The following is a 19,831-nucleotide window of genomic DNA, read 5'->3' as shown; positions in this document are numbered from 1 at the left end:
GACCTCAAACCAGTGCCGCGGCTCCGCGACGCACCTTGAAACCTTGCGGGCGGGCCGGGGTCATCCCTACCTCATGCTCGCCGGCCCGCAACGCCTCCAGCGGCTACGGCCGGCCTCGGGAGACGGCCATGAATTATCTTCGTACCGCAATGCTGCTCGCAGGCCTCACCGCCCTGTTCATGGGCGTCGGCTATCTGATCGGCGGTGCCGGCGGCGCCATGATTGCGCTCGTCATTGCCGCGGCGACCAATCTCTTCACCTACTGGAACTCCGACCGGATGGTGCTGTCCATGTATGGCGCCCATGAGGTCGACCGCAGCAGCGCACCGGAGCTGGTCGGGCTCGTGGCCGAGCTAGCGGCCCGCGCCGACTTGCCGATGCCGCGCGTGTTCCTGATGGACGAGCCGCAGCCCAACGCGTTTGCCACCGGGCGCAATCCCGAGAATGCCGCGGTTGCGGTCACCACCGGGTTGATGCACCAGCTCAGCCGCGAGGAGCTTGCGGGCGTGATCGCGCACGAGCTCGCTCATATCAAGCACCACGACACGCTGCTGATGACTGTGACCGCGACCATTGCCGGTGCGATCTCGATGCTGGCGCAGTTCGGCATGTTCTTCGGCGGCAACCGCGACAACAACGGCCCGGGCATCGTCGGCTCGATCCTGATGATGATCCTCGCCCCGATCGGCGCCATGCTGGTGCAGATGGCGATCAGCCGCACCCGCGAATACGCCGCGGACAATCTCGGCGCACGCATCGCCGGTCAACCGATGTGGCTGGCATCGGCGCTGGTGAAGATCGAAAGCGCGGCGCATCAGGTCCCGAATTTCGAGGCGGAACGAAATCCAGCCACCGCGCACATGTTCATCATCAATCCGCTGTCGGGCCACGGCGTGGACAATCTGTTTGCCACCCATCCCTCGACGCAAAATCGCATCGCGGCGCTTCAGCAGCTCGCAGCCGAGCTTGGTGCGCAGGCGTCGCCGTCGGTCGGCGCCAATGAGAACTATCCGCCGCGGAGCCCGTGGGGCCGCTCCTCCTCGCGCGGGCCTTGGGGCTGACGCAGCAGCGGCTCTAATTTGCACGCTTTGTGACCTGTCGCACACAGGACGGTCCCGGCCGGTGTTAACACCCTGCCGTGACAGTTCCTGCGAAAGGGGATGCGTGGCCGGCCCTCTGCCTGCCACCGTCGAAGATGACCAAAGCTGCAGTACCATTGTTGATCGTCGTGGGCGTGCTGATTGGCCTGTCCACGCACACCGTCGTCAATTGCGGAGACGAGGACGAGCCCGACATCTGTTCGGCGGTGATCGGCTTCTCGCCGCTGCGCGGCTCGCTGATCGCGTTCGCCTATGAGGGGCGCGGACGGATCGCGTTGCGCCACGGCGACTGGCGGCGGGCGATCGCGGATTTCGACGACGCCATCCATCTCAATCCCAACCGTGCCTCGCTCTATCGCGATCGGGCGCTGGCGCGCCGGCAGAACGGCGACCTCGAACTTGCCATCGAGGATTACGACGAGGCGATCGCGCATGATCCCAGGCACGCCGCGCCCTATCACCAGCGCGGTCTCGCGCTCGCGGCCGCCGGCGATCTCGATCGCGCGATCCTGAGCTACAACACCGCGGTCCGCCTCGACCCCTCCGATGCGCAGCCTCGGCTCGATCGCGGCCTCGCCTTCCTGGCGCGTGGCCAGGCGAATGAAGCGCGCGCCGATTTCGAAGCCGCGCTGGCGCTGCCCGCCGGCAAGGATGCCCGCACCCGCGACGCGGCACGCGCAAAACTCGCTGAACTCGCGAGCGCCGAGCCGACCCGGCTCGCCGCGCCAGGGCGGTAGAGATATCTAGAGCTGCGTGCGCCGCTGCAACCCTCTCCCCTTGTGGGAGAGGGTGGCTCGCCGCGAAGCGGCGAGACGGGTGAGGGGTATCTCTCCGCGCGTGAGTCTGCTGCAGTTGAATTCGCGGAAACCACCCCTCGTCCGGCGCTTCACGCCACCTTCTCCCACAAGGGGAGAAGGAAGAAAGTGCGCTCCTACTTCTTGGTTTTGGCCTTCTTCGCCTTCTTCACCGGCTTTTCCTTGGGCGCCTTCTTCTCCACCTTCACCGCGACCGGTGTGCTGGCGGCGATCCGCATCGACCGCGCGTAGCTGTCGGCGACGTTGTCGGCGGACATCTGCAGGCGCTTGGCGGCGGCAACGGCCTGCTCCATGGTGGCCTTGGCCATCATCTTGAAGCGGTCGCCGGTCTCCTTGCCCTTGGCCTTGGCCGCAAGGCCGTTGAATCGATCCCGGCGCTCCTTGGCGCGGGTCATCAGGCCCGTATGCAGCTGTCTGGCCAGTTGCCGGATCACGACATCCAGGTCGGCGTCCGCCATGTTGTTCTATCCTCTTCGAAAACGGTATCGATGCGGGCGGGACTATGCAGATCGGGCCCCACCTTGGCAATTCCCGGCCGCGCGTCATCCGCAGCTTCCGGTGACCAAAACAAAAAAGCCGCGCTGTGCGCGCGGCTCTCTGCCTTGGTTTTGCGCTGTCTGTCTTACTTCAGCGAGGCGACCGGGCCGCTCGCAGCTGCCGGATCGGGGTCGAAGCCGAACACCCCCACCAGATACTTGTAATAGTCCGGCAACTTCTCCTTGAGCGCCTCGCGCGACTTCGGGTCGTGGAATTCGCTCTTCCCGGCCAGGAAGATGCTGGCGGTCACCGCAAAGAATTCCATGTGATTCTTCAGCGCATAGGATTCCTTGGGCAGGAGATCCTTGGACTTGGCGTAGGCGTAATAGCCGATCACGCCTTTGTTGGCGTAGCCGTCCGGCAACAGCCGCGCATGGTAGGCGTGCAGGAGCTCGTGCAGCAGCACCGCTTCCTTTTCGTAACGCATCATATCCGGCCGCAGCATGATCACGCCGAGGCCGGAATCGACCGCGAGGTCGACGGCGTTCGGATTGCTCCAGCGCTGCTTGTTGGGGTCCCAGACCGTCAGCGTGCGGGGAGCGGTGCGCTGGATGTCAGGCGTGACCCGGCCGTAGCACGCGGTCGCGGCGCCTTCGTCGAGGCAGGCCAGCTCGCTGGCGATGATCGGGACGGTGCGGAAGAAGCGCAGCACGCGCGGCGAGAGGCCGGCAGCCTCGACCACGTCGATCTGGCTCTTCACATTGTCGGTGAGCTTGTCGACATCCTTGCGGTCGGAATTCTCCGACAGGTCGAACATGTAGCCGCGGTAGCTCTGGAAGCCCGGCGGTAACGCCTGCGCTGCGCCGGAGGACGGATCCAGCGGTCCGGCATGGGATGGATTGGCAAAGAGCGCGCCGACAATGGTCGCGGTCAGCAGCAACGCAATGCGCATGATGAACCCCCTGATGTCACTTCACGCGGCAGAATAAGCCGCCGTTGTTTGCGAAAAGTGAGTGGGGCGAGACTAAGGCAGCGATGTTGAGGCGTGCTTAATCGATCGTTGCGGATCGCGGAACTGAATTAGCGCCGAGTTAACCAAGCGTGGATTGCCCGCGCGCTTCGGCGTAGCATGCGGTCCGGGCACCAAGCCCTCAAACCAGATAGCCGGAAGCGAGGATGCCATGTATGCCGCCATCCGTCAGGCCAAGGCAAAAAGCGGGAGCGCCGAAGAGCTGGCGCGCCGTATCAAGGAAGGCGCCGTTCCGATCATCAGCGACGTCGACGGCTTCCGCGCCTATTACGTCGTCTATGCCGGTGACGACACGGTCACGGCGATTTCGATCTTCGACAAATTCGAGCAGGCGGAGGAGGCGAACAGGCGTGCGATCGCCTGGATCGAGAAGGATCTGGGCGCGCTGCTTGCAGGCGACGCCCGCGCCGCCGCCGGGCCGGTGATCGTGCATACGCTGGCGTAGGGATTGGGTGCAGCCGCACATTCAACTGTCATCGCCCGGCTTGACCGGGCGTCCAGTACTCCGAGACGGCAGGGATTGAACCGATAGGCGCGGCGTACTGGATGCCCCGCCTTCGCGGGGCATGACAACGGTGTGCTTTACAGCTCCCTCGCATTCGAGAATGCAAAGCTCGACACCCGCCGCGTCGTCTCGTCCAGGATCAGGGTGCGCGTGATCGGCGGCTCGGCGCGCTGGGCGCAGTTTTCGCGCTCGCAGAGACGGCAGTTGACGCCGATCGGCGTGCCCTCCGTTTTCTCCAGATCGATGCCGGCAGCGTAGACGAGGCGCGCGGCGTGCCGGATCTCGCAGCCGAGGCCAATGGCGAAGCGCGGCTGTGGCAGCGGGTGCGGCGCGACGGGGCGGCGCACCATCTGCGCGATCGAGAAATAGCGCGTGCCGTCCGGCAGCTCGATCACCTGCTTCAGCAGGCGGTCAGGCGTGTCGAAGGTCGAGTGCACGTTCCACAACGGACACGTGCCGCCGAATTTCGAGAACGGGAACGTGCCCGACGAAAATCGCTTCGAGACATTGCCTGCATTGTCGACGCGCAAGAGGAAGAACGGGATGCCGCGCGCGTTCGGCCGCTGCAGGGTGGTGAGCCGATGGCAGACCTGCTCGAAGCCGGAATTGAAGCGCTGCGCCAGCAGATGGATGTCGTAGTTCAACGCTTCTGCCGCGGCCAGGAAGGCCGGGTAGGGCATCATCACCGCGGCCGCAAAGTAGTTGCCGAGCGTGATCCGGAATAGGCGGCGCGGTGTGTCGTCGAGCGCGCCGGCGCGGCCGATGATGGTCTCCAGATGCTGCGCGCATTCAACGAGGCCGAGCTGAAAGGCGAGCTGGAACGCGCGGCCGGGCGGGTCGACCAGTTCGGAGATCAGGAGCTGGCGCCGATGGCGGTCGAAGCGCCTCAGCGTCTCGCGCATCACGTCCACCGGCATGATGCGGGTCTGGATCGAATGCTTTTCGCGCAGCCGTGCCGCCAGTGCCGCATAAAGCTCTTCGGCCGGCACGTTCAGTCCGTCGCGCAGAGTCTCCGCGGCCTGCTCGAGTTCCGGAAAGTAGTTGCGGTTGGCCTCGATCAGCTCGCGGACGCGCTCGACCGGATTGGCCTCATAGCGGGTGCCGACGTCGCGGTCGGCCATTTGCGCCGCGGCCAGCGTCTCGCCCTGGCGGGCCTCGGTATAGGCGGCATAGAGCCGTTGCAGCGCATGGGTGACGCCGGGGCAAAGCTCGGCCAGATCGCGCAGTTCCTGCTTGGGAACGTCGATCTGGCGGAACAGCGGGTCGGAGAAGATCTCGTTGAGTTCGGCGAAGAAGCGGTCCTCGTCGGCGGTCGCGAGGTCGCGCAGGTCGAGGTCGTAGGTTTCGGCCAGCCGTAGCAGGATCTGCGCAGTCACCGGACGCTGGTTGCGCTCGATCAAGTTGACATAGCTCGGCGAGATCCCGAGCCCCTCGGCGATCTGAGTCTGCGACAGCCCCAATTGCTGCCGGATCCGCCGGAAGCGCGGGCCGACGAAGAGCTTCTTACCGGATCCGGCGGGCATTCTCAGGTCTCCAAAGTCGTAAGGCAGTCTTACTGACCTATATTCTTTACAAGTTTTACAAAGTGACATTTATTACAATCACCTATGTTACATGACATCACCATTCAAATACAAGACTACTATACGAGCTAGGCTTTCTCGCGTTTAGCTTCTGACACGCATCTCGCAATGCATTGTCAAGAATGTCGATGGCGGTGCCATCGTCGTGAAAGGATCAGGCACATGAATTACCAGCCCCGCGGCATCAGCACCTTCCAGGCCCCTGCCTCGTATCAGAGTGAGGTCGAGGCGGCCCGGTCGCTCCTTGAGACCCAGCCGACCTGGAACGGGGTGTCGGCCGAGGCCGTCGCCCGCATGCGCCTGCAGAATCGCTTCAAGACCGGCCTCGACGTCGCTCGCTACACCGCGGCGCTGATGCGGGCCGACATGGCCGCCTACGACGGCGACCCCACCAAGTACACGCAGTCGTTGGGCTGCTGGCACGGCTTCATCGCCCAGCAGAAGCTGATCTCGGTCAAGAAGCACTTTGGCAAGACCGATCGCACCTATCTGTACCTGTCCGGCTGGATGATCGCGGCGCTGCGCTCCGAGTTCGGCCCGCTGCCGGACCAGTCGATGCACGAGAAGACCTCGGTGCCGGCGCTGATCGAAGAGCTCTACACCTTCCTGCGTCAGGCCGATCTGCGCGAGCTGAACGATATCTTCCGCAACCTCGATAAGGCCCGCAAGGAAGGCGACAAGACCAGAGAGAAGGAGCTGATCGAGAAGATCGATAACTTCCAGACCCATGTCGTGCCCGTCATCGCCGACATCGACGCTGGCTTCGGCAATGCGGAGGCCACCTATCTGCTCGCCAAGAAGATGATCGAGGCGGGTGCCTGCGCGCTCCAGATCGAGAACCAGGTCTCGGACGAAAAGCAGTGCGGCCACCAGGACGGCAAGGTCACCGTGCCGCACGAGGTGTTCCTGGCCAAGATCCGGGCCTGCCGTCACGCCTTCCTCGAACTCGGCGTTGAAGACGGCATCGTCGTGACCCGCACCGACTCGCTCGGTGCCGGCCTGACCCAGCAGATCGCGGTCAGCAACAAGCCCGGCGACCTCGGCGACCAGTACAACAGCTTCCTGGATTGCGAGGAAGTGACCGCGGAGAACGCCCGCAACGGCGACGTCATCATCAACCGTAACGGCAAGATGATGCGTCCGAAGCGCCTGCCCTCCAATCTCTATCAGTTCCGCCCGGGCACCGGCGAAGACCGCTGCGTGCTGGATTGCATCACCTCGCTGCAGAACGGCGCCGACCTGCTCTGGATCGAAACCGAGAAGCCGCATATCGAGCAGATCGCCAAGATGGTCGACCGGATCCGCAAGGTGGTTCCGAACGCGAAGCTGGCCTACAACAACTCGCCCTCGTTCAACTGGACCCTCAACTTCCGTTGGCAGGTCTACGACGCCATGAAGGAAGCCGGGAAGGACGTCAGCAAGTACAATCGTGCCGAGCTGATGAAGCCGGAATACGACGATACGCCGCTGGGGAAGGAAGCCGACGAGCGCATCCGTACCTTCCAGGCGGATTCGGCCAAGCGTGCCGGCATCTTCCACCACCTGATCACGTTGCCGACCTATCACACGGCGGCGCTATCGACGGACAATCTGGCGAAGGAATATTTCGGCGACCAGGGAATGCTCGGCTATGTCAAGAACGTCCAGCGCGCCGAGATCCGTCAGGGTATCGCCTGCGCCAAGCATCAGAACATGGCCGGCTCCGACATCGGCGACGACCACAAGGAATACTTCGCCGGCGAGGCTGCCCTGAAGGCGGGCGGTGCCCACAACACGATGAACCAGTTCGGCTAACGCATCACGCTAATCGACAGGAGACGACAATGACCAACAGCAATTTCTGGGTGATCGGCGGCGAGTTCGGTTCGATGAACTTCCACAAGCTCGTGGAAGGTTCGGCCCAGGTGCAGGGTCCGTTCAAGACCCGCAAGGAGGCCGAGGACGCCTGGCGCTCGGTCTCGGAAGAGAACCGCCACAAGGCGGGCGTCCGCTTCTCGATCGTGGAAGAGCCGTCGCGGGTCTCGGCGTGACAATCTGAACTTGCATGCCAATCTGAATAAGAAGACGTCCAAGGACGGAGGGTCCCATCCGGCGCAAGCCGGGTGGGACCGTCTGTTTTTGGCACAGGTGAAAGATTTGTGGGCGTCGTAAGTCACTGGAATTGTAGGCCCTTTGCGGACACTTTGGTTGCTGATAGGTTAATCCCGCCAAGTGAGGACGAGGCCGCCAATGTCAGAGCCCGAGACCAGCGGGATCCATCCCAGCCAGCCGCGCCCGGTGCGGCTGCGCGATGCGCTGTTGCGCGCGCGGATCGAGGCCGCCGACCGGACCGGCGTCGTCGTCGATTTGCGCGATGCCGAGGTGGCGCGGCTCGAGATCCTCAACGATCTGCTCGATCCCCTGTTCGCGCAGGTGCCCGATCAGATCGACCTGTTCGACCGTGGCATCAGCCAGGGCGACACGCCCAGGCTCTGGATCGACGTCGTCGCGCATATCTTGATGGGGCGTGACAAGCGAATGTACCGCTTCGTGCAGGACACCCGCTTCGGCCGCATCGTGCTCGCCGAATCGCACGACACCGCTGTCATCGTCGAGGCCGTGACTGATTATGTCGCCCGCCGCATGATCGAACGCGAGCATGCGATGGTGGTCCCGCCCGAGCCGAAGCCCGAGCTAGCGCCGCCGCGGCGCCGCTCGCGCGTGTGGCCGTTCGTGTTCGGATTTGTGCTCGGCGCCGCCGCGCTGTTCGGTGTTGCCGTGCTCGCGGCGCTGCGGAGCTGGTGAGACGTTCGCCGTCGTCATTGCGAGCAATGACGGGCGGCCTCAAATCAATCTCACATGCTTGATCTGTCCGATCTGAAGTCCAACCCCCAGGCTCCGCACCGTCTGCTCGCAACGCCAGCCGGCGTTGTCCTTCTCGATCGTGAACAGATTGTAGGCCGCAGCCGGGGTGCGGCCGTGCGCGAGCGCGGAGGCCGACGGCACGCCGAGGGCCGGAATATTGCCGTTGGGTCCCTCGAACCACATCGTCGAATGAATGTGGTCGTGTCCATGCAGGATCAACTCGACGCCGTGGCGTTTCAAAAGCGTCAGCAGCCCGGCGGAGTCAGTCATGCGCTTGTGGCGCGCGCCGGACTTCAGGGGATGATGCACCAGCAGCACGCGAAAGACGTCCTCGGTTGCGAGCCGCTCGAGCACCTCTTCGAGCGCCGCGAGCTGTTCGCGTCCGAGCGCGCCTGTCGCCATCAACGGCAAGGTGGGCACCGCCGTGGACAGGCTGATCAGTGCGAGCGGCCCGCGCCGGCGCAGGCTCGGAAAGCCGATACGGCCATCGTCGCCCGCAAGATAGGGCGCGAAGGTTTCGCCGAAGCGATGAAAGGTAGCGCGGACATAAGCGTCGTGATTGCCGGGAATCGTGGTGACGCGGTCGGGCGGACCGACGCCGTCGAGCCAGGCGCGCGCCGGCGCGAACTCCGCCTCCAGCGCCAGATTGACGAGATCGCCTGTGACCGCGATGTGGTCGGGACCTTGCGCCTTCACGTCGGCGACAAGGGCGTCGAGCACCTCGCGGCGCTGGTATTTGTGACGGTTGCGCGTCCAGTTGACATAGCCGAACGCGCGCTTGCCGGCGAGCTCGATCAGCCGCGGCTTCGGCAGCGGCGGCAGATGCGGGTCGGACAGATGGGCGAGCGTGAAGGGAGCCATGGGGGGCGATTGCCTCGCTATTCGTCCGCTGTAATGGCAAGGTCGCAGGCTAGGTGCAAGCGGGGCATCAAGGGAGCCCGATGGGGGAACGTCTGAACAGCGTCCGACGGAAATTCGAGCCGCTGCTGCGGCGAATCTTCCACGCCTATTTCCTGCTGGTCCGCGGGATGACGCTCGGCGTCCGCGCCGTGGTGGTGGATGCCGACACCAGGGTGTTCCTGGTCAGGCACAGCTACGTCACGGGCTGGTATCTGCCCGGCGGCGGCGTCGATCTCGGCGAGACCATGGAGCACGCGATGCGCCGCGAGCTCAAGGAGGAGGGGGATATCGATCTCACCGGCGACGCCGTGCTGCACGGCATCTTCCTCAACAGCCACGTCTCCCGCCGCGACCATGTCGCGGTCTACGTCGTCAGGCAGTTCAAGCAGGATCGCCTGCCCGCGCCCAACCGCGAGATCGCGGAGTGCGGATTCTTCGCGGTCACTGCGCTGCCCGAAGGGACCACGCCGGGCACGCGGCTGCGGATCGCCGAAGTGCTGGACGGCAGGCCGCGGATTGCGACGTGGCGATGATGGCTGCCCGTGCTAGTAGATCGCCGCGCCTGCGGTGTCGGCGCATGGACGAGGGATGAAGATTGTCTGAATCGACGACGTCATGGCCATTTCGGGTCGCCGTGCTGGTGCCCTGCTACAATGAGGAAGCCGCCGTCGCGACGGTCGTCGCCGATTTCCGCAAGGCCCTGCCTGCGGCCGAGGTCTACGTGTACGACAACAATTCGACCGACCGTACCGCGGCGGTCGCGCGCGAGGCGGGAGCGATCGTGCGCAGCGAACGGCGCCAGGGCAAAGGCCACGTCGTTCGCCGCATGTTCGCAGACATCGAAGCCGACATCTACGTGCTCGTCGATGGCGATGCGACCTACGACGCGCCGAGCGCGTCGCGCATGATCGACCAGCTCCTCGACGAGCATCTGGATATGGTTGTCGGCCTGCGTGTCGATCAATCGCAAGCGGCCTACCGGCGCGGTCATCGCATCGGCAATCGGCTGTTCACCGGTTTCCTGGCATCGACTTTCGGCCACACCTTCAAGGACATCTTGTCCGGTTACCGCGTGTTCTCCCGCCGCTTCGTCAAATCCTTTCCCGTCCTGTCCGGCGGTTTCGAGATCGAGACCGAGTTCTCGGTCTATGCGCTGGAATTGTCGCTGCCGGTCGCCGAGGTGGAGACGCCCTATTATGCGCGCCCGGAAGGCTCCTTCTCCAAGCTCAATACCTGGCAGGATGGGTTGCGCATCTTCAACACGATGCTGAAGCTCAACCGGTTGGAGCGGCCGCTGCGCTTCTTTTCGGCGATCGGCATCCTCTTCGCGCTGCTGTCGATCGCTTTCGGATTGCCCGTGGTGATCACCTTCCTCGAAACCGGCCTGGTACCGCGCCTGCCGACCGCCGTCCTCTCCATGGGCCTGATGATCATGGCGCTGCTTTCGGCTTCGTCGGGGCTCGTGCTCGACACCGTGACGCGTGGGCGGCGGGAAATGAAGATGCTCGCCTACCTGTCCCAACCACCGCTCGGGAGGAGCTGAAATGCCTCGGGGGCCGGGCGCAATCGTATAGACCGCTGCCCTCCAAGGTGATATCCCGCCGACGCGATGAACGATCTTTCCCTCACCATCCGGTCGGAAGCCGTCGGCGATGCTCAGGCGATCGAGCGGCTGCACGAACGCACCTTCGGACCGGGCCGCTTCGTGCTCAGCGCGTACCGCATCCGCGAGCACGTGGACCATGTGCTCGATCTATCCTTCACCGCCCGCGTCGGTACGTTGCTGGTCGGATCCGTCCGGCAATTGCCGATTTGCGTGGGCGACACGCCGGCGTTGCTGCTCGGTCCTCTGACGGTCGAGCCTCCGTTCCGCAGCCGCGGCGTCGGCCGGCTGCTGCTCGAGCGCGCGCTGAACGATGCCAAGGCGCAGGGCCATCGGCTGGTGCTGCTGGTCGGCGACGAACCCTATTACAGCCGCGTCGGCTTCAAGCAAGTCCCCAAGGGACGCGTCACCATGCCGGGCCCGGTCGATTACAGCCGGCTCCTCGTCATCGAGCTGGTCGAGGGCGCGTTCGAAGGCGTATCGGGGCCGGTCGGTCCCGACTGGAGCAAGTCGCGAACCTGACGCGCCCTCGCTTCGAAGCTCACATGAAGGTAGGGCAGTGCCGGTCGATCAGCAATATTACCGGGAAGTGGCATCCGGGAGCACGGCGGAAAAGCTGCTGATCGCGGCGCGCGACCGCATCTACCAGGATTTCATCGCCCAGATGCAGCCGTGCGCGGCGGACGAGATCCTGGATGTCGGCGTGTCCGACGTGATCAACGACGGCGCCAACGTGCTGGAGCGAAGCTACCCGCATCAGCACAAGATCACAGCTTGCGGGCTCGGCGAAGGTATCGGGTTCAAGGCGGCTTTTCCGCTTTGCCGTTACGTGCAGATCGAACCGAATACACGGCTGCCGTTTGACGACAATGCGTTCGACGTCGCGACGTCCAATGCCGTGCTCGAGCATGCCGGCAGCCATGAAAACCAGGTGCTCCTGGTCGAGGAGCTTGGCCGCGTCGCGCGGCGGGTCTTCATCACGGTGCCCAACAGGTTCTTTCCGGTTGAGCACCACACGGCCATCCCGCTGGCGCACTATCTGGACGGCACCTTCAGGATCGCCTGCATGATCGCCGGCAAGTCGGAATGGACCGACGAGCAGAATCTGATCCTGATGACGCGAAAACGGCTGCTGGGGCTCGCCGCGCTGGTTGCCAAGTCTGCGAGTGCTAAGTCCTCCAACCCCAAGTCCGCGGCCGTGGGCTACACCGGTTTGTCGCTCGGCCTGCTATCGTCCAATCTCTATCTCGCATTCCGCTGAAGCAGCCGCCTCCCGCCCCAGCATGATCCCGATGAAGAAGATCCACACCAGCAAAGCCTTCTTCGTCGTGTTGTTTCTCGCGGTGCTGGTCGGCCATTTCTGGACCATGATGCGATGGAACGAGGCGCGCGGCGTCTATGACGACATCTGCTACCTGCGGCAGGCGCATCTGTTCCAGAGATTCGGGCTGGTGGAGGGATTCGACACCAGCCTCACCCGCGACGACGATGGCTATCAGAAAGCAAAGCTGAAGGAGATCGGCTACCCCGACTGGAACGATACGACCGCGGCGCCATGTCACAATCTGATGCCGGCCACGGGGAAGGTCGTCATTCAATACCCGCCGGGCGTCGGCCTCGTGTTGGCGTTGTTTCCGCCAGGGCACCAGGTCGCGCCCATGTACATGCTGGCGACCATTGTCGTCCTGGGCTTTGCGCTGTTTGCGCTTTCTCTCGCGCGCAGCATGAGGTTGGTCCTGATGGCCGGGACGTTCGGCTGTCTTGCGATCTACCTGATGGTCAATCCGGTCAAGGCGAGCTATTCGATGGCCCCGACGGTCGTCGTGTGCGCGCTCGTAGGATGTCTCACGGCGCGATGGCTGGCGGGCCCGCGATCTCAACCGAATATCTGGCTGCTGGCGCCAATCGGTTTCCTGCTCGGATTGACCGTCGACTTTCGATTGGCCAACCTTTTCCTGGCGTCGGGCTATGGTCTCTTTCTCCTCGTCGCGTTTCTTGCGAAGCGGACGATGTCCCGGTTCTTGCAGGGGCTTGTGTTCGGCGTCGCGTTGCTGGCCGGCGTGATCCCGACCATCGTCTCTTACGCCGTCAACGCCGGCAGTCCGTTCGCATCGACCTACGGCAACAATCCCGATGTCAGGCCACTGGATTTTTCGTTCGCGGTGGTCCGGGACTATCTGGCCGATCCGCTCCAGACCTTGCTGATCGTCATCGGAATCGCAGGCTCGATCTGGCTGTTGCGGCAGGCGAACGGCATTCGCCGCGTCGCGCTGCTCACGATCGCCAATCTGGCGCTCAACCTCGCCTTCTTCTTCACCTATCCGATCGCGACGCCGTACTACACGATCCCTATTTCTCTCCTGACATTGTGGACCCTGCTGTTTGCCGTGCTGTTTCAGGAGGCATCAGAGGGGGCCCCCGAAGCGGCCGCCTCAGCCACAGCACGATGAAGTCCGGCTAGCTATCGCGCTTTCAGAACTTGAAGTTCGCGAACGCCCGTACCCCGATGCCGGGCATCAACACCTCGTCCTTGGTGTAGGACACCGAGTTGTGGATGTTTTCGTTCAACAGATTGTTGCCGACGAGGCCGAGCAGCATCTCGCGCGCGCCGAATGCATTCGGGTTGAGCTTGGTCTTGTAGCTCACCTCGGCCTTCAAGAGATTGTAGCCCGGCGTCGGCGTCTCCGCGATCACCGCGACGTTGTTCTGAGCGAAGGCGTGCAACAGATTAACGCGCATCAGCCAGTTGTCGTCGCGCCAGAACACGCCGCCGCCCAGTCTCACCGGCGGAATGCGCGGCACATTGGTGCCGTCGGTGAAGGTGGCCCGGACCACGTCGAACTGGTTCTCGATGCCCCAGATGCCGCCCTGGAATGCACCGACGTCGAGCTGCGACTGGAATTCGCCGCCGCGGAAGTTCGCGTCCCGCTGCGAATAGACCGCCTGGTTCACCTCGGCGCCGGGCGTGCCGCACGAGGCAAAGTCGTCGTCGCACATCACGCCGGTGAGACGGCGATAGATGAAGTTGTTGAAATGCGTGTAGTAGACCGTCGCCTCGAAGCGGAACGGTCCCGTTGCCTTGCGCAGGCCGACCTCCACGGATTTCGCGGTCTCGATGGTGAGGTTGGGGTTGCCGATGTCGAAGGTCGCGGTCGCATCATGTGCGCCGCGCGAGAACAGCTCCGCCGCCTTCGGCGCGCGCTCGACATATTGCGCGGTGATGCTGCCGACCAGGCCGCCCGGCAGGTCCTGCAACAGGCCGATGCTGCCGCTCTTCGGCGTGAAGGACGGATTGCGACCGATACCCGCCTGCGGCGTGCCGTCGGGCAGGAAGTCCGCGGGAAAATCCGGCGTCGTGCCGTGCAGCTCGACATGCTCGATGCGGCCGGCGATCTGCGCCCGCGTCGCGTCCGTGAACTTGAACTCGTTGAACGCGTAACCGGCAACGCGCGTGCTGTTGTTCGGGGCCCACAGGCCGTTGAACAGCGTGCCCGGATTGTCCGGGCTCGGCGCGCTCAATTCCTGATGGCCGACCTGGAAGCCCAGCGCCGTCGTCACCTCGGCGAAGCGCGCGTTGAACGGCATCAGCTGCACCTCGGTGCGGATCTCCTGCTCCTTGTTGGTGAAGGTCTGCCGCACGCCGTCCGTGTTGGAATCGGCGGGATCGGCAAGCCCGATCTCGTTGTGCCGGTAATCGGTCGCGCCGGCCCAGAAGCGAACGACGTCGATCGCCGTAGCGTCGGGATGGTACTCGCCCTTGACGTTGATCTTGGTCTGATGGGCGTCGATCCGCGTGTTGTGGTCGGCGCCGTCGATGCCGGGGATGTGGTACAGGGAGTCGTTCTGCGCGATCGCCGCGCCGATATAGCCGCCCTGGAAAAAGTAGGAGCCGCCGATCGAGGCGCCGTCTGAGCGCGTCGCCGAGTTGGGCTGGCGTCCGTTGGCGACGGGCCGGGTCTGGTCGGCGAGGTACGGGTAGCTCGGGATGCTGTAGTCGGTGGTGTTGCGCCCGTAGACGTCGGCATGGAAGGCAAAATTGCCGCCGCCCGTGTCGAGCAGCACGCCGCTTTCGACGCCGCGGTCGACCGAACTGAACGCGCTGCGCGTCTCGGCGGTGACGCAAGGCGAAGTCGCGGCCGCTGCGAGCGGTGCCTTCGTCGGCATGCCGTAGGTCTGGAACGACGGAGCGCAGGTCGGGAGCGCGTCGGGAATCCGGTTGTTGGTGGCGCTGACGACGCCGCCGATCGAGGTCGAGCCATAGCGCAGCGCAGCCGGCCCGCGTACCACCTCGACCTGGTTGGTCGCGAGCGGATCGATTGGAACGAAGTGATCCTCGCCGAGATCGGAGGCGCCGCCGGCATTGGTGCCGTTCTCGACGATGCCGATGCGGTTGACGTCGAGTCCCCGGATGATCGGCCGGCTGGAGGCGCCGGGCGCGAAGCTCGATCCGGTGATGCCGGGTTTCGAGAACAGAAGGTCGCCGAGCTGGCCGCCGCCCTCGCGGCGGATCTCTTCGTTCGGCACCACCGTGACCGTCGCGAACTGGTTGGTCACGATGGGCAGCACGCCCTGCTGAGGTGCGGCCGGCGTGGAGGTTGCCGGCGTGGCGTCCGCAGCGCGTTGGTGGCTGCGTGCCCGCGCGGTTCGGGTGGGACGACCGGGGTTGCGGGTCGGCACCACCGCCCTGCGCACGATGGGGCTCGGAGCCGTCACGGTGACGGCGGGGATCTCGGTCGATGACTTATCCTCGGCCAGCGCCGAGGTGGCGGCGCCGAGCAGGAGCAGGCTTGCTCCGCCAAGGCGCTGCGCGCGCCGCAATTTGAATGACATGGTCCTGATTCCAGTCAGGCGCCGTCCGCATGTTCGTCTGCTGATCGGAGGCGGCCTGCCGTCGCTGCGCGACGGAATTCGACTTCAGCTGCTCCCGGGAATGCGCCTGAAAGCGGCGAGCCCGGGCGTGATCAAGCGTTGTGGAAGTCAGGACGCGGGAGGGGCGCGGGGCTGGAATGCCGTACCGGCCGATTTCAGGTGGACGAATTCGGCGTCGGTGGTGCGGTAGAGCAGGTCGATCGCCTGCGGCAGCAGCAACACAGGCGGCGCCGCGAACAAGACGGTGCCCGCCATCGCGACCAATGCGCAGATCGCGCAATTGTCCTCGCCCGGTTGCTCCCTGTCGGGAGCCAATGGCGATGCCTCTCGACCGCGGAACGGTCGATCGAAGCGGGAGCTTGGGCGCCGTCGGTCTGCTGCAGCGAGGACTGGGCGAGGGGAGCCGCCTGGGCGAACCAATGGCTGTGGCCGAACGTCAGCGCGAACTGCACCAGCATCGCGAAGATCGCGAGCCGGGCGCCGTGCCTGATATTCGACCGGAACCACTTCATCTGGAAACGCCACCCCACATCGCGAGGTATCATCCCCTGATCCCGCGATGTTATAATGTAACATCGCGCAATCCGTCAGCGGATGTCAACCGCTGTCGAGCCGACCCGCGCGGGCCGGCTCCTTGCCGTGTCGTGCAGGCAACTGAAAGCCTAGGCTGAGGACCTGTCAAACGGCTTACGCGGACGGCGATTGGACTCAGTGTCAGCGCGAGCAGGTGGCATCAGAGCTTTTTGCTCCGGAGCCAGGTGCGGATGGCCTCGATGTGTTCTGCCTTGCGCTCCAGCGGCAGCCAATGCCCTGCGGGCATGCTCGTTACGGTCAGGTCCGGGCAGGTGGCGCGCATCGGGTCACCTTGGCGATTTCCGGTGATGCTGCAGATCTGATCAAAGTCGCCGTTAACGAACAGCACCGGCTGCGACAGGCGGCCGCCATTGAGTGCCTTGCGCGCATAGGCGATGTTGGCGTCGTCGTTCATGTACCACGCGCAGGATGGGCGGAAGCCATGAGCCTTGAACGTCTGCACCAGCACGTCGAAGTCCGCCGGCGGCCAGAGAGCCGAATCGGGCTCAGTCGGCGGAGCGCGGTGCGCGGCGCCAAAGCGCCCTCCATTGCGCGTGACCATCGCATTCGGCGAAACCTTGCCGATGCCGGCGGGGTCGCCTGGCCGAAAGATCGACGCCAGCGATGCTGCCAAGTCTGCATCGAGGTCGGCGACTGCCGCCTCGAAGTGCGTGTTGTAGTAACGGTAGTAATCCCATTGGCCATCCGGATATTGGTCGACCGGATAAATCGTCCGGTCGACCAGCGGGACGGCTGTGCGCAGGGCGTGCCCGTCGGGTTGATACGCCAGCGAGGTCAGCACGACTCCGCGGCTGCGCTTTGGCTGATGCGCGACCAACTCACCGACCACAACACAGCCCCAGTCGTGGCCAACCCAGATCGCAGGCTTGCCGCCCAAGTCATCATGGAGTTCGGCCATGTCCGTCACGATTTCCTCGATGGTATAGGCGTCGTTGGCTGCGGGCGTGGAAGAGCCGCCGTAGCCGCGCAGATCGGGAGCGACGCAGTGCCAACCGTCGGCGGCAAACGCTTCCATCTGCGCGCGCCACATCAAACTGATGCTCGGCCAGCCATGGACGAAGATCATCAACGGTCCGTCGGCCGGCCCGCACTCGATGTAGCGCGTTGTCTGACGAGGCGAGCTGAACGTGCGCTGGTCGAGCGATAGTTCGGCTTCAGAACTGATCGGTTGAAGTCGGTCTGTCATGGTCGAGTAACTCCGCTTCTCACTGAGCGCTCGCGCGGTTTGGGTGCTGCGAAGGCTCCGTCGAGAACTGCTCTTGTCCGCGGGGAGCGATGCCTGGACAGGGACGCGCCTGCCCAGCGCCGAGGAAGAACCGGCCCCAGATTTCACAACGCGCTACATTCGACCGAGTTCGGGGGCGAAGGTGCTATGGAGCTTCCGGCGAAGAAGGGAGGATGGGGATTTTATCTGACTAAGGGGAAGCGAACGGAGGCGAGTAAGCCGCCTACCGCCCTTCGCGCAGCCAGGTCGCGGCGAATGCTCCGAGCAGCAGCAGCAACCCGATCACGCCAGCGAAGATCGGCAGCACGCCGACGCCCTTCACCACGCTGGCGTCGCGCATCCGCACGCCCATCCAGCCGTCGCCATGGAAGACGCTCGCCGAGCGGACCGGCAGGATGCGCGGCAGCTCGACGCTGGCGCCGTCGACCACGCGCACGGCGTCACCGCCGGTCGCCTGGGTCAGCGGCTTCAACGTCTCGGTGGTGGAGGTGACTTCCGAAAACTCCTTCGGATTGGTCGGGCCGACATTGATCAGCGCCTTCAGCGTGCCGTCGGTGGCCTGCCACAGGCCGAGCTCGCTCGCCGGCAGGCTGGCGCGCCATTCGCCGGGATCGCCCGCTGCAAGCGTCAGGTCGCGCGACACGCCCGACGGCGAGGTCACACTCACCGGCTGGACGCTGTCCGCCATGGTCTGGCGCACCACCACGAGATTCTTGCCCTGCACCTGCAGGCGCAACGCTTCCTCGTCCAGATCAGGTTGCTTCATCAGCCAGTGCGACATCCGCCGCAACAGATCGAGATGCGGGCCGCCACCTTCATAGCCGCGCGCCCACAGCCAGATGTGGTCGGAGAGCAGCAGTGCGACGCGGCCCTCGCCGAAACGCGACAGGAACAGCAGCGGCTTGCCGTCGACGCCCGTCATGACCGGCGGGTTGACCGCATTGCGGGTATCGACGGTGCGGAAGAACCGGCTCCAGCGCGGCGGCTCGGAGGCGGAGCCCTCGAGGCCACGCGTGACGGGATGGCGTTTGCCGACGTCGGACAGATGGGCGTAGAACGGTTTTTCCGTCACCCCGACCGGTTCGGCCGGCAGCACCGAATCCAGCGGCGTGCGCCAGATGCTGGTGTTGGACGCGTAGTCGGGGCCGGCCGAGACCAGCACCGCGCCGCCGGAACGCACGTAGCGTGCGATGTTGTCGAAATAGGCGATCGGCAGCACGCCTTGGCGGGCATAGCGGTCAAAGATGATCAGCTGGAATTCGTTGATCTTCTGCTGGAACAGCTCGCGGGTCGGAAACGCGATCAGCGACAATTCATTGATCGGTGTGCCGTCCTGCTTCTCCGGCGGCCGCAGAATGGTGAAGTGGACGAGATCGACGCTGGCATCGGACTTGAGCAGATTGCGCCAGGTGCGCTCGCCGGAATGCGGCTCGCCTGAGACCAGCAGCACGCGCAGCTTGTCGCGCACACCGTCGATGGCGACGACGGCGCGGTTGTTCACCGGCGTCAATTCCCGCTCGAGCGGCGAGGCCTCGATCTCGACGATGTTCGGCCCGGAATGCTTGATGTCGACGTCGACGCGTGCGGCCTGGCCGCTCGAAAGCGTGCGCTCGTTGATGACCTCGCCGTCCCTGCGGACGGTGACCTTGGCGCGCTCGCCGCTGACGCCCTGGTCGTCGAGGCGGTAGGTGATGGTCTGGGGCTGCCCGACGATGCCGAAGCGCGGCGCGGCGATGACCGCAATACGGCGGTCGCGCTCGTCCTTCTGCCCCGTGATCAGCGCGTGCACCGGCGCCTGGAAGCCGAGCCCGGCGGCGTTGGCCGGAATGTCGTGGACGCGGCCGTCGGTGATCAGGAACGCACCGGCGACGCGGTCGACCGGCACGTCCGACAAGGCCGAGGCCAGCGCCCCGAACAGCTTGGTGCCGTCGGTCTCGCCGTCAGCCTGTCCGGCATCGACGACGCGGACCTCGAGCCCCTTGATCTTCTTCAGGCTGTCGACCAGCGCTTCCTGCGCCGTCGCAGCCTCGCGATGCGGTTGCCGAAATTCTGGCTCGGGCTCTTGTCGACGACGATTGCGGCGACCGAGGTGAGGATCGCGGTCCTCGCGGGTAAAGGAGGGATTGGCGAGCGCCAGCAGGAACAGCGCCAGCGCGGCCACGCGCACGGCAGCGCCGCGCGCCCGCGCCAGCAGCAGCACGAGCGCGATGACGACGATCGCGGCCAGCGCGAGCCACAGCACGATCGTGGGAACAAGCGGCGTGAATGCGATGCCGTAATTCATAT

At 64.7% G+C, this 19,831-nt stretch carries 17 protein-coding genes and 2 pseudogenes; 11 read left to right on the top strand and 8 right to left on the bottom strand.

Annotated features, from left to right (window positions below; all coding sequences use genetic code 11):
- The first annotated feature begins 128 nt into the window (after positions 1 to 128).
- Together htpX and AB3L03_RS09450 are read left to right on the top strand one after the other, a co-directional pair.
- On the top strand, positions 129 to 1,061 hold the full coding sequence (gene htpX, locus AB3L03_RS09455; protein ID WP_368508465.1) for a zinc metalloprotease HtpX: 933 nt from the start codon (positions 129 to 131) through the stop codon (positions 1,059 to 1,061).
- 134 nt (positions 1,062 to 1,195) lie between these two features.
- Complete coding sequence (locus AB3L03_RS09450) at positions 1,196 to 1,837, top strand: tetratricopeptide repeat protein (RefSeq protein ID WP_368508464.1); 642 nt, start codon at positions 1,196 to 1,198, stop codon at positions 1,835 to 1,837.
- 194 nt (positions 1,838 to 2,031) lie between these two features.
- Here the strand turns inward: AB3L03_RS09450 and AB3L03_RS09445 are convergent, their stop codons facing one another.
- The gene (locus AB3L03_RS09445; protein WP_018454971.1) at positions 2,032 to 2,373 is read right to left on the bottom strand and encodes a hypothetical protein; all 342 of its coding nucleotides are present in this window, start codon (positions 2,371 to 2,373) and stop codon (positions 2,032 to 2,034) included.
- A gap of 164 nt (positions 2,374 to 2,537) precedes the next feature.
- Entirely contained in the window at positions 2,538 to 3,344 is an 807-nt protein-coding gene (locus tag AB3L03_RS09440) for a hypothetical protein (protein WP_018454970.1), read from the bottom strand.
- Positions 3,345 to 3,573: 229 nt separating this feature from the next.
- Between AB3L03_RS09440 and AB3L03_RS09435 the strand changes: the two genes are divergently transcribed.
- Positions 3,574 to 3,867, top strand: a complete 294-nt coding sequence (locus tag AB3L03_RS09435; protein WP_007607017.1) for an antibiotic biosynthesis monooxygenase — start codon at positions 3,574 to 3,576, stop codon at positions 3,865 to 3,867.
- A 137-nt stretch (positions 3,868 to 4,004) separates the two neighbouring features.
- On the opposite strand, the gene AB3L03_RS09430 is transcribed toward AB3L03_RS09435, so the two are convergent.
- Entirely contained in the window at positions 4,005 to 5,450 is a 1,446-nt protein-coding gene (locus AB3L03_RS09430; protein ID WP_018454969.1) for a short-chain fatty acyl-CoA regulator family protein, read from the bottom strand.
- A 222-nt stretch (positions 5,451 to 5,672) separates the two neighbouring features.
- On the opposite strand from AB3L03_RS09430, the gene AB3L03_RS09425 reads away from it, so the two are divergent.
- The 3 genes from AB3L03_RS09425 (at position 5,673) to AB3L03_RS09415 (ending at position 8,294) form a co-directional block, all read left to right on the top strand.
- On the top strand, positions 5,673 to 7,304 hold the full coding sequence (locus AB3L03_RS09425) for an isocitrate lyase (RefSeq protein ID WP_368508463.1): 1,632 nt from the start codon (positions 5,673 to 5,675) through the stop codon (positions 7,302 to 7,304).
- A 29-nt stretch (positions 7,305 to 7,333) separates the two neighbouring features.
- Entirely contained in the window at positions 7,334 to 7,540 is a 207-nt protein-coding gene (locus AB3L03_RS09420; RefSeq protein WP_007595122.1) for a hypothetical protein, read from the top strand.
- Positions 7,541 to 7,739: 199 nt separating this feature from the next.
- Entirely contained in the window at positions 7,740 to 8,294 is a 555-nt protein-coding gene (locus AB3L03_RS09415; protein ID WP_368508462.1) for a hypothetical protein, read from the top strand.
- Between the two features lie 39 nt (positions 8,295 to 8,333).
- Here AB3L03_RS09415 and AB3L03_RS09410 read toward each other — a convergent pair whose 3' ends face one another.
- Positions 8,334 to 9,215: a metallophosphoesterase gene (locus AB3L03_RS09410; protein WP_018454966.1), complete on the bottom strand. Its 882-nt coding sequence runs from the start codon at positions 9,213 to 9,215 to the stop codon at positions 8,334 to 8,336.
- 80 nt (positions 9,216 to 9,295) lie between these two features.
- Here AB3L03_RS09410 and AB3L03_RS09405 point away from each other — a divergent pair, with 80 nt between their 5' ends.
- The 5 genes from AB3L03_RS09405 (at position 9,296) to AB3L03_RS09385 (ending at position 13,307) form a co-directional block, all read left to right on the top strand.
- Positions 9,296 to 9,787, top strand: a complete 492-nt coding sequence (locus AB3L03_RS09405) for an NUDIX domain-containing protein (RefSeq protein ID WP_018454965.1) — start codon at positions 9,296 to 9,298, stop codon at positions 9,785 to 9,787.
- A gap of 62 nt (positions 9,788 to 9,849) precedes the next feature.
- Positions 9,850 to 10,797: a glycosyltransferase family 2 protein gene (locus tag AB3L03_RS09400; protein ID WP_368508461.1), complete on the top strand. Its 948-nt coding sequence runs from the start codon at positions 9,850 to 9,852 to the stop codon at positions 10,795 to 10,797.
- 66 nt (positions 10,798 to 10,863) lie between these two features.
- Positions 10,864 to 11,379: a GNAT family N-acetyltransferase gene (locus AB3L03_RS09395; RefSeq protein WP_368508460.1), complete on the top strand. Its 516-nt coding sequence runs from the start codon at positions 10,864 to 10,866 to the stop codon at positions 11,377 to 11,379.
- Positions 11,380 to 11,416: 37 nt separating this feature from the next.
- Positions 11,417 to 12,118, top strand: coding sequence for a methyltransferase domain-containing protein (locus AB3L03_RS09390; protein WP_368508459.1), 702 nt, complete (start codon positions 11,417 to 11,419; stop codon positions 12,116 to 12,118).
- Between the two features lie 31 nt (positions 12,119 to 12,149).
- A complete protein-coding gene (locus tag AB3L03_RS09385) occupies positions 12,150 to 13,307 on the top strand; it encodes a hypothetical protein (protein ID WP_240543335.1) in 1,158 nt (385 codons plus the stop codon).
- A 22-nt stretch (positions 13,308 to 13,329) separates the two neighbouring features.
- Here AB3L03_RS09385 and AB3L03_RS09380 read toward each other — a convergent pair whose 3' ends face one another.
- From AB3L03_RS09380 to AB3L03_RS09365, 4 genes and pseudogenes are all read right to left on the bottom strand, one after another.
- On the bottom strand, positions 13,330 to 15,687 hold the full coding sequence (locus tag AB3L03_RS09380; protein ID WP_368508458.1) for a TonB-dependent receptor: 2,358 nt from the start codon (positions 15,685 to 15,687) through the stop codon (positions 13,330 to 13,332).
- A gap of 147 nt (positions 15,688 to 15,834) precedes the next feature.
- A pseudogene (locus AB3L03_RS09375) lies at positions 15,835 to 16,238 on the bottom strand (DUF2946 family protein).
- 221 nt (positions 16,239 to 16,459) lie between these two features.
- Positions 16,460 to 17,506, bottom strand: a complete 1,047-nt coding sequence (locus AB3L03_RS09370) for an alpha/beta fold hydrolase (protein WP_368508457.1) — start codon at positions 17,504 to 17,506, stop codon at positions 16,460 to 16,462.
- 262 nt (positions 17,507 to 17,768) lie between these two features.
- Positions 17,769 to 19,829: pseudogene (locus AB3L03_RS09365) on the bottom strand (hypothetical protein).
- Positions 19,830 to 19,831: the final 2 nt, after the last annotated feature.

The organism is Bradyrhizobium lupini, assembly GCF_040939785.1.
In the GTDB taxonomy this organism is placed as follows: Bacteria; Pseudomonadota; Alphaproteobacteria; order Rhizobiales; family Xanthobacteraceae; genus Bradyrhizobium; species Bradyrhizobium canariense_D.
The sequence above is the reverse complement of the archived record's forward strand: the minus strand, read 5'-3'. Positions and strand labels throughout refer to the sequence as shown.